At 67.8% G+C, this 10,143-nt stretch carries 5 protein-coding genes and 1 pseudogene; 1 reads left to right on the top strand and 5 read right to left on the bottom strand.

Going from position 1 to position 10,143, the window contains the following annotated elements; translation table 11 throughout:
- Positions 1-239: 239 nt before the first annotated feature.
- Entirely contained in the window at positions 240-1,208 is a 969-nt protein-coding gene (locus ACIBM5_RS33675) for an ArsR/SmtB family transcription factor (protein WP_396010427.1), read from the bottom strand.
- 401 nt (positions 1,209-1,609) lie between these two features.
- On the opposite strand from ACIBM5_RS33675, the pseudogene ACIBM5_RS33670 reads away from it, so the two are divergent.
- Positions 1,610-2,032: pseudogene (locus tag ACIBM5_RS33670) on the top strand (hypothetical protein); the annotation flags it as partial.
- A gap of 9 nt (positions 2,033-2,041) precedes the next feature.
- On the opposite strand, the gene ACIBM5_RS33665 reads toward ACIBM5_RS33670, so the two are convergent.
- From ACIBM5_RS33665 to ACIBM5_RS33650, 4 genes are all read right to left on the bottom strand, one after another.
- Positions 2,042-2,569, bottom strand: coding sequence for an integrase (locus ACIBM5_RS33665; RefSeq protein ID WP_396010426.1), 528 nt, complete (start codon positions 2,567-2,569; stop codon positions 2,042-2,044).
- Between the two features lie 405 nt (positions 2,570-2,974).
- Entirely contained in the window at positions 2,975-3,115 is a 141-nt protein-coding gene (locus ACIBM5_RS33660) for a hypothetical protein (protein WP_396010425.1), read from the bottom strand.
- A gap of 462 nt (positions 3,116-3,577) precedes the next feature.
- Complete coding sequence (locus tag ACIBM5_RS33655; protein ID WP_396010423.1) at positions 3,578-3,769, bottom strand: hypothetical protein; 192 nt, start codon at positions 3,767-3,769, stop codon at positions 3,578-3,580.
- A gap of 11 nt (positions 3,770-3,780) precedes the next feature.
- A complete protein-coding gene (locus tag ACIBM5_RS33650) occupies positions 3,781-9,702 on the bottom strand; it encodes a DNRLRE domain-containing protein (RefSeq protein WP_396010422.1) in 5,922 nt (1,973 codons plus the stop codon).
- Between the last annotated feature and the right edge of the window lie 441 nt (positions 9,703-10,143).

The following is a 10,143-nucleotide window of genomic DNA, read 5'->3' as shown; positions in this document are numbered from 1 at the left end:
AACACCCGGATGAGCGGGACGATCTCGAACCGGTCGCCGTGGCGGGCACCTGGGTGCGTGGCGGTGGCGGGCGTCGTGGCGGCATCGGCCAACCAACGCTCGCCCGCCGCAGTGACCGGCCGAACGCGCCATGCGCCGCATGGCCAAAGAAGCCAACAACCTCGGCCTGACCATCCGCTTCGACCCCATCCCGGCCACCTGACGAACGTTATTTTCGTGTCAGACCCCCCGAGCCAACGTCAGCCGGCCGAGTCGCCGCGAAGGAGGTCGACGCCCAACGGAGTGAGGGTGTGCAGGACCCCGGCGCCGACACGGGTCGTCGAGACGAGCCCGGCTTTGCGCAGGACCGTGGTGTGTTCGCTGGCCGAGGGCAGCGAGATCCCGGTGCGCTCGGCCACCTCGGAGGTGCCGGCCGGGTGACGCAGGGCGGCCAGAACGGCGGCGCGGGTACGTCCCAACAGTGGCCCCAGAGTGTCGGTGGCCCGGGCGGGCCGCTCGCCGGTGTGCAGCGGATAGAACAGTTCCATGGGCCCGCCGGGGCTGCGCCCGAACATCGGACTGCGTATGAAGTACGAGGGGACGAGCAGTAGACCGTGTCCGTCCAGTCGGACGTCGCGCGGGGCGCACGGTGCGGGCACGCACAGGACCGGTGGTTGCCAGCTCCAATGCGGGACGAGCGTGGCCAGCATGGCGTCGACGCCGCCGCGGAGCAGCGTCTCGGCGCGCAATGCCCGGTCCGTGACGGCGCCGGCCTGGATCCGCGACCACAGGGGCGCGAGCGAGGAGGCGAAATAGCGCCGGGTGTCGCGCGCGAGACGTTGCCGGCCCAGGGCGGTGCCGTCCGCCAGTTCCCGCAACAAGGGGGCGGTTCGCACCGGGTGCGGCAGAACGGCTATCTCGTCCGCAAGTTCCCCCGTCGGCGTCCGGCAGGCCAGGTCGAGGCCGTCGTGCAGATCGGGAGCGGACAATTGGACGAAGAAGTCGAAGATGCCGCCCTGTGGAGGGTCCAGGTCGCCGAGGATGCCTGCCCGTGGAGCCAAGCCTCTCGTCACCTCGTGTCGCCAGACGCGAAGTCCCGTGCGCGACCATGGCGTCCCGGTCGGGGTGCGCAAATAGCGCACGCTGAGCGCGACTTCCAGCAGCGCGTTCGGGGCGGGAGCGACGACCACCCGACGCAGATCGGCCTCGGTGAAGTGAAAACGCAACACACCGCATCACCTTTCGGATCGCGGCCCCTGTTCACCACTGTTGAAAGCCGATGCGGCCGGAAACTGCCGAAGACAGGCTAGTTTTCCGCCCTGCTCCCGGACGGGCGTGAAACCAGCCCCGAGAGCGGCCCGGACACGTCTCACTGCTGTGCGTTCGGCGCCGCAGGGACCCGTGCGGATCAGGGCTTTTCGCCGAAGACCGAAAGACGTTGTCCGCGGATGCGGGCCGCGTGGAGGACCGGTTGTGCCGGATCCGACGAGCTCTGAACCCGGGACCGAATGCGGGAGCAGGGGGACTGATCACCCGCCTGCCCCCGTTCGAACTCGGTGTGCGCCTCGCGGGAGACAGCAGACCGTGACGGCGACGGGGGATCCGTTCGGACCTGTGCTCGGAGCGTTCCATCGCCTCGACATTCGTGTACGCCGGCATCGACGTGACCGCTACCCCGTTGTTCGGTGGGGTACGCGGAGCGCAACTCGCCGGACGCGCCTCGTTGGTCGAGTGCGGCGCTTCCCCGCCCGGCTCGGGAAACGCGAACCGTTCAAAGAATTGATCGCCGGAATGGAAGCCGCCCTCGACCTGCACGCACACTGCGCGGGGACACTCCCCCGCCTCGCGCCCTATCTCCACCAACGCACCGCCGGCCGGATCGGCAGCCCCCTCCCGCCTCATCCGCCAAGCCGCGATCACCGCGATCGACGACGGCACCGTACACATGACCAAAACCAGCCTCGACCGGATCCGCCTGGACCACGTAAGTCGCTTGGACGGTTCGTCGAATCGGATGGCCTGTGGTGGTCGAATACTCGGCTACCTGCACTGACCTCGGATTTCATGCGGCGGATGGGTACTCGTCGAGCGGCCCTCCGAGGACTTGGCGACGGCATGTCCGGTCGAGCCGTGCCGGGAACGCGAGCACGTGCGGGTCGTCGTCGGGGGCACGCAGGTGCAGTCCGTCGCCGTGGTGACCGCGTCCGGTGTCGTAGTGCTCGACGTAGGCGAGGACCGTGCGCAGGTGGTGTTCGCCGGCGACGAGGGGCCGGTCGGTGCATTCGCGTCGGCCAGCGACGGAGGCGATCCGACGTTCCGCGAAGGCGTTCGTGCGCGGCGCCTGCGGCGCGGTGGGCACGACCTCGATGCCGATCGACGCGAATACGGCGTCGAAGGCGGCGGTGAACTTCGCGTCCCGGTCCCGGATCGGGTACGCGAACCCGTGACCGGCGTCTTCGAGGTCGGCGGCGAGGTCGCGGGAGACCCGGACGGCCCGGGCGCCGGTCGGGTGTGCGGTGGCCCCGAGCAGTCGCACGCGCCGGGTGCCCGGTTCGATGACGAAGTCCGCGTACAACCGTTTGAGCGTCACGGTGTCGACGTGGAGGAAGTCGACGGCGAGGAGCGATTCGGCTTATACCCGCGGGAACGTGCGCCACGTGTCGCCGCGTCGGCCGGGCGGCGGGGCCCTGCGTGTCCGCGGGATCTTCCGGATCGTGGAAGCGGCAACGCGGTGGCCCGGGCGCCGCGGTTCACCCTGGATCCGCACGACGCCCCGGGTCCGGTTCTCGGTCGCGAACCGCACGATCGACGCGACCATCTCGTCCGGAACCGGTGGCCGGCCCGGCGGACGCGGCGGCCGCCACCGCGCGGCGACGAGGCGACGGTGCCACCGCGACAGCGTGCCCGGGGTGACGATTCGGTGCGCGCGCAGCGCCTCGGGCAACATCCGGGCCGACGCGGACGGCAGCGCGCGGTTCGGCCGGGACAGCCGCGGCTACGGGTTCGCCCGGCGCAACACCGCCACCTCGTGGCGGAGCACGGGAATCTCCGCGTCCTTGACCGCGGTCGACCGCGCGAGCAGCACCATCCACGAGAACACATGGACGACGAGCCGGTACAGCATCCGAACAGCCATGGCCGGCAATCATCGGATCAGGCAAACGCGCTGGTCAAACCCCGATGGACGAGTATTCGACCAGGACAAGCCACCGGCAGCGACCTCATCCGTTGTCTCGGCCGGCGGCGCATCGACGAGGTCGAGCAGTACCGGGCCGCGCGCTTGGTCGCGTGCAATCCGCCGTCCTGCGCGCCGCCGACGATGGTCGCGCTCGGAGGCGCCGGCGTGGTGTGCGTCGAACACTGCCGGGTGCGACCGGGGGCAGGGGTTGGGTGATGCGGTGCATGTGGGGTGTCAGTGTTGCCGGCTGCCGAGGAGGATCCGAGCCGCGCGCGGGTCTCGACAATCACGCCGCCGGCCGCCACCGCGCGCTGTTCGGCGACGCGATGGAGTTCGTATCCAAGGCCTTGGTTGTCGATCGTTGACCGCAACCGGGTTCGGCCCGCCGGTTCCTCCGGCGGGCCGAACACTCTCACACGGTCAGGGGCGTCGATTCCGAGCGAACCGGCGATCTCCCCAGACGAGAAACCCGATGAGAGCCACTCCGAGAACGAGATCGGTCAGCAACCACGAGTAGAAACCGAGAGCCGCGTGGAACACCAGGAAAAACGCGAAGATCGCGAGTCCGAGCCATTGCCTGCGGATAAAGCCCTTCAGGCCCTCTGTGTTCATGACGCTCCAGTTCAGATGCAGGGAGTGTTACCCAAAGAGAGCCTCCACCGATACGAATAGACTCGTGCGTAGAGGCATCTCCCACGGTTGAGGGCATATCCCGCCGTAGCGGGTGCCCAGCCGAGGCCTGCGCCCACGATAATTCCCCACAGCGGGCCGACCAGCCAGCTCACCAGCGAACCAACCGCCCCGGCAACGACCCAGCCGTGGTTCGCGACTCTGTTGGTGATGTCCTTATCGAAACGTATGCCTATGCTACCCCATTGGCGGCAGCAGATCTTGACACGCCACAATCCGGTCAAGTCCTCGTTCGCAATCGGGTTTTGGTCGGCATAGTCGTACGAGTTGGCACTGCCGTATCGAACGGGGTCGGCGCTCTGGAATCGGCCGGTGGTGGGATCGTACAGACGAACACCCATGAGAATGTTGCCGCTTGGCGTCTCGGCCGAGCGCTGTGGACCGCCGGCCCATCCGTATCGCACACCGGGGCCCGATTTGACGACGCCGAACTCGTCGAATTCCACCGCTTGCGGCGTGGGGTTCGCCCCGAGGGTCAATGCGACGACAACGTCGTTGTGCAGGTTGGTGAACTGCAGGACGACGTTGCCCGTCGTATCGGTGATGGCTGCCAAGTTGCCGTACGGGGCGATCACCTGGCGAGTGATAGCACCTGTAGTGGTGTTCTCGACGATCCAGCGGGGACGGTCGGAATCGTTCGCATAGTGGTTGACCTTGGAGCCGCTTTGGGTCCAAGTGCCGTTGTTGTTCGTCTCCGTGGTCCAGTTGCGGAAGCGCAAGTCTGCGTCCAGGGACCAGGTCTGACGGTTGCCACCGACTGTCTGTTGCCGGACGAGGTCGTTGGCGTAGTAGTCGGTGGTGGTTCCGTTCGGCCGTGTGGTTGTGCGGCCGAATGCGTCGTAGACGATTCCGCTGTCGACGAGGCGGTCGGCGCTGTCGTAGGCGTGGGTGACAGTGGTACCGCCCGTGGTCGTGCAGTCGGCGCCGGGCAGGCTCACGGTGGAACTCTGAGCGGTGCGGTTGGAGTTCTTGTCGTAGGCGTAGCCGCGAGTGGTACACACGCCGTCGGCGGAGTCCCGAACCTCGGTGAGGCGTCCGATGCCGTCGTAACGGTAGGCCTGTGTGGAAGCCTGGCCGGGCGAGGCGGCGTGCGTGAGCCATTCGCCGTGGACCGACACGGTGAGGGTGTCGTTGAGGAGCATCGCGTTGTCACTGTTGCGGGTATAGCTTCGCGTCCGAACGTTGCCGACCGGGTCGATTTCCTGGCGCATGGTGTAGCCGCCGGGGAGCGAACCGCTGATCGCGGTGCCGTCGCCGTTGTAGCGGGCGCTGAACGTACCGGCGATCGAATCGTCCGTCTCCGTGACCAGGCCGCGAGGCTCGACGGCCGTGTCGTACGTGTACGTGGTGACGGAAGGCGCGTTGTCGGTGACCGTGGTCGGACGGTTCAGGATGTCGTACGCGGTCGTGGTGACTCCTCCGTCGGCGTCCGTGTACGAGGTCTGACGTCCGAGGGCATCGTAGCCGCGGCTGATCGTTCCGCCCGTCGGCGAACTGGTGGTCGTGGCGAGGCCGTTGGCCGTGTCGTAGCCCGTGGTGACGGTGGGTGCGGCAGTTCCGGCCCCGGTGACGGACTGCGTGGTCTGCCGACCGGCGCCGTCACGGCCCGTGGTCGTGACGCGGGTCGCGCCGTTGGCGGTCTCTGTGACCTTGGCGGTCTGACCCCACCGGTCGTATTCGGTGGTCTTGGTGCCGAGTTCGGTCGGATTGGCCCCGCTACCGGTGATGCTCCCGGCCGGACCCACCGTACAGACGGCGTCCGCCCACTCGGGTCGACCCCCGCACGGAGCGGTTCCGGTCGCGGTGTAGTAGGTGGTGATCGTGGCGCCGGCATCCGTACCGGCGGACTTGGGCAGCGTGGTCTTGATCGGCCGGCCCGCCGCGTCGTGTGTCGTCGTGGTGATCAGGTTCAGACCGCTCGGATCCTGAGTGGCGCTCGTGGGCAGGCCCTTGACCCAGTCGTAGCCAGTGGCGGTCACGCGTATGTCGGCGAACAGCGCGGAGTCGAACCTCGGCTGAGCGCCGGTGGACTTGCGTGTGACCTGGTTTTTGATAGTGGCGGTGCCGTCGGTAGGACGTCCGGCGTCGAACTCCCGGGTCGTGCGCGTGCGCGCAGCGATCGCGGTTCCCGCAGTGGCCATGGTCTGGCCGCCTTCGGTGAGATTCGCGGCCAGAGTGACTTGATGGAGGGGACCGAGTTCTTCCAATTGCCGAGTGCCGTCGTCATCGTAGGTCGTGGTCGTCGACAGCAACCGGGCACGCTCGCCGCTCGGCAGCCCGGCGATGCCGAGGTCGGTGAGCACGTCCCGTCCGGGGGGGCCGGAGGACAGGGCCAGTTCCCTGTTGGCGGCGGTGAGTTCCCGGACCGTGTTGCCGAACTTGTCGTAGGCAGTGGTCGTGATGCGGCCGCCGGGCTGTGCCGTGTTGATCTGCCGGCCGGACGCGTTGAGGTAGATGACACTGGCACGGGTGTAGCCGTTGGCGGGCAGAGCGGAGCCGTTGCTGCCTGCGGGGACTTGGTCGGCTGGGAAAATGCCGGTCGCGTCCGTGGGGACATCGTTCTGACCCCACGCCGCGATCGCTGTGGTGCTCATGTTGTACGGCGCCGTCGGGCCGGTCACGGGAACGCCGTAGACGACAGTGGTCGTCTGGGCGGCGCCGTTCGCAATGCCGGGACGCGAGACGGACAACAGCATGCCGTCACCAGCTGCTGCCGATCCGCCGACGTTGCCGTAGGCGAACTGCCACGGGAGTTGTCCGGCCGGCGTGAGGGTCACGACGCGACCCGCCGTGTCGTAGGTGTAGCCGGTCTTCAGTGACGGGCTGATCCGCGGATCCCACTGCTCTCGAAGGCGACCCGTGCTGTCGTACGCGTACTGGGCAACGACGGTGTCCGTGGCTGCAGCGGCACCGGGGTCGGTGGCCCACAGCTTGATCTGCGCGACTTGTCCGGCGTAGTCCCCAAACGTCGTTCCAGACGCTGTGGTGGCGGTCGCGTAGACGAATTCCAAGACACGACAGCCCTTGGTGGCCGGATTCGCCTCACACACGGCGAGGGTCACGGCGCTCGTCGCGGCAATGATGCGCTTCGGGCGGGCCAGCTTGGCGCCTTGGGGGGTGGTGATCGTTTCGGAGACGACCTTGATCGTGGAGTGGGTCATACCTTCGACGAGAGAGCTGGTCACCGTCCACGATGTGGTGGCCGAGTCGGCCTTGGCGAATGTGGTGACGGTGCCGTTGTTGTCGGACAGGGTGAATCCGGTGTCGAAGGCACCGGTGAGCGCCAGGCGCTCGGCTCCGGTCTCCGGGACCCATCCGTTGTTCGCTTGGTTGGCGGTGAAGCCTGTGGTCGAGCCATCATGCTTGGTCACGGTCAGCGCGGTGTTCGATGTCTTCGTGATCGCGGTGTAATGAGACTCGGTCAGCTCGGCCGGGGTGCCGGACAACCACTCCTTGCCGAAGATCGGCACCTGCCCTTCCTGCGCGGCCCCGGCAGCCGGGACTCTGGAGGAGGCGGTGCGAGTCACACTCATGCCGAAGAACGAGGCATCGGCCGCGGACAGGCCGTGGTCCCCGGTGAGCAGGTTGACCGTTCCGGGACCGATCGGCTGGGTTTCGGCGCCGTCGGCGGCGCGGTCGATGACGAGTTTGAGTGGGTCGGCTGATCCGGTGACGTCGCCGGGCCCGGTGAAGTCGGCCCTGATTTGCACGGGACCGTCGGGGCTGACAGTAGTTGTGGCGTTCCATGCCAACGCCGGACCGACGCCGTTGGTCAGCGCCACCGGCCAGGCAGTCAGTGGCTGTCCGGCGTTGGTGACGTGTGCGGCCGGGACCTGTGACCAGGGGTCGGCGTCCGAGCGTCGCCAGGAGAACGTCACCGCGTTGTACTTGGACGCGTCGGCTTCCGCCACGAGAGGCAGTCGGGCGGCAACGCGTTCACCGTCCTCGACGCCAGTGATGGCCCCGGCGCCGACGTGGAAGGTGTACGGGACCGCTTCGGACTTGTTGTCGGCCTTGTCGACCGCGCGTACCTGAAGGGTGTGCGTTCCGCCTTCGGTCGGTGTGATGTGCAGTGCCACGGGAATGTTACTGGTGCCGAGGGGAACCTTGGTCCACGTCGAGCCGTCCAGCGTCCATTCGAGCCAGTTGCGATCGGTCGCAGGCGGGGTCACGGTGAACGTGCCGATTTGCCCCATTCCCTTCACCCACGCGTTCGGAGGGTAATCCGCCGAGGTGATCGTCCCGGGGGCGGAGGGTGCGGCGGTATCGACGGTGAAGGTCTTCCACGCCGACCAGCCGTCGTTGTAGTGCGTCCCGTCATACGGGCTGGAGCGGAACTTGTAGGTTTTGCCGTTCTGCAGCACCCCGGGCGGGACCACGGCGGAGACCGGTTGGCCGCTGGGCGCGTACGGGGAGACGACGACATTGCCGACCTGGGTATTGGTGGCGGCGTCGAAGATCTGGAAAGTGCCGTCGACCTGGTCGTTGTCCGTGTCGACGAACGTGTCGCGGAGCGTCGGGGTGAGGGTGTTGACGACGTACTCGCCGTTGTAGGAGAAGAACGGCGGGCCGGCCTGCAGGTCGGTGCCGGTGCGCGGCCGGTAGTTGTACGTCACCTCGATCGTGGGGATCTGCGACGCGGCGGCGTTGCCGGAGTAGAACCGCTTCCACGCGTAGGTGTCGGCTTCGTTCGTGGCGCGGATGCCCATGCCCTGGTTGACGACGGAGGTCTGTCCGGCCCAGTACTGCAACAGCGAGGTGACGTCCGCGGAGACCCACCCGCCGTTGTTGCAGTTGGTCCCGCGGGTCTCGGTCGAGGTGGCGAACTTCTGCAGCCAGTTCGGTTGCGCGGTCCACCGGGTGGCGGTACTGGAGGTATTGGTGTCCCACACTTCCCACGCACGAGGCTGGGTGCAGTCCCAGGAGTGGAAGTTGAACAGCTTCAGCGTCGCCGAGGACACGATCGCGTTCTTGATCGGCGCCATGTTCCAGGTGACGAACGACCTCGCGACTCTGGGCTGGGTGTTCGTCGGCGGGTTCGCGTAGTCGCCCGGCCAACCGATCTTCAGCTCGGTATGTGTCGACTGGTCCGCGGTCTGCCCCTGTTGAACCCACGTGTCGAACACGTCCGACAGCGCGCCCGAGGACGGGTCGACGGTCACCGGGAACACCGTCGCGGGGTCGGCCAGAAACGATTCGTCCGGGGTCAGGCGCAGTTCGATGTTCGATCCGGTCTGTGCGACCTCCAGGCCGACGGGGACCGTGCGGGTGTGCTCGCCGGTCCTCGGGTCGACGGTGGCGTCCCACATGTGGGGGGCGGGCATCGTCGCCAGCTCACGCCCGGTCGCCCTGTCGGTGAACAGCACGCTGCCATCCGCCTGCTTCGCGACGTTCACGCCCTGGACACGGAGTGGGAGGGTGAAAGAACTCCTCGATTCCGGGCGCTTGTTGAGGACCAGGAACTGCTCGTACCCGGTCCGGGTCGCCTCCACCACCAGGTCCGCGCCCGGCAGTGCGTCCGGGTAGGTGGCCTTCGCGCCGTCCAGCTTCGGCTCGGGCAGGCCTCCCTTCCACTGCAACGCCACCGCCTGCGCGCCCGCACCGACCGTGATCAGGTCCTGCGGCTTCGAACTCGCCGACTCCGCGAACGACTTCGCGCGGTCGCCGCCGCCGGGGCCTGCCAGCCGCAGCCCGCCGGGGTGCGCCTTCGACACCACGCTCCCATCGGGCCGGCGGGCGAAGGCCACATCGATATCCACCCACACGCCGTTACGACGGAACCGCACCGGGCCCGCCGACGTCTCCGTCGTCAGTGTCCCGTCCGGGTTCGCCCATGTCGTCGACGCCTCGGTCAACTTGTCGAGGACCTGTACTCGCTCGCCACGCAGCCTTGCCGCCAACCGCGCCGACGGCAGGTCCTGCACGGACACACCACCCGCGGCGGCCGCCGGCGGCTTGGGCTCCGCCGCGAACGCCGTTTCCGAACCCGCAAGCAGCGTCACCGTCAGGGCCCCGGAAACCACTACGGCTGTCGACCGGCGTCCGGCCCATTTCCGGGAGGGCGATTGTTTGTCCTGTTCGAGGCGCCCTCGGGCAGCCCTCATCCAGCTTGTCAGCACACGCCACCCCCTGTGATGGCGCGATCACCATGACCACGCCGCAGGGGAGCCTAGAAGCCCCGGCCCATCACCGAGAAGATCCACGAAATGGACGAAACAACCAAACGGCCGGCGCGGGGTGTGCGATGTCCCATACGGAAACCTTCGCCATCTGCACAACCATCTGTTTCAGGCCAC

It is taken from the genome of Embleya sp. NPDC050493 (genome assembly GCF_044458105.1).
Taxonomy (GTDB): domain Bacteria; phylum Actinomycetota; class Actinomycetes; order Streptomycetales; family Streptomycetaceae; genus Embleya.
The sequence above is the reverse complement of the archived record's forward strand: the minus strand, read 5'-3'. Positions and strand labels throughout refer to the sequence as shown.

Coding starts and splice junctions, on each gene's coding strand:
- ACIBM5_RS33660 (WP_396010425.1), bottom strand. CDS start 3,115: ATGGCTGTTCGGATGCTGTACCGGCTCGTCGTCCATGTGTTCTCGTGG.
- ACIBM5_RS33655 (WP_396010423.1), bottom strand. CDS start 3,769: ATGAACACAGAGGGCCTGAAGGGCTTTATCCGCAGGCAATGGCTCGGA.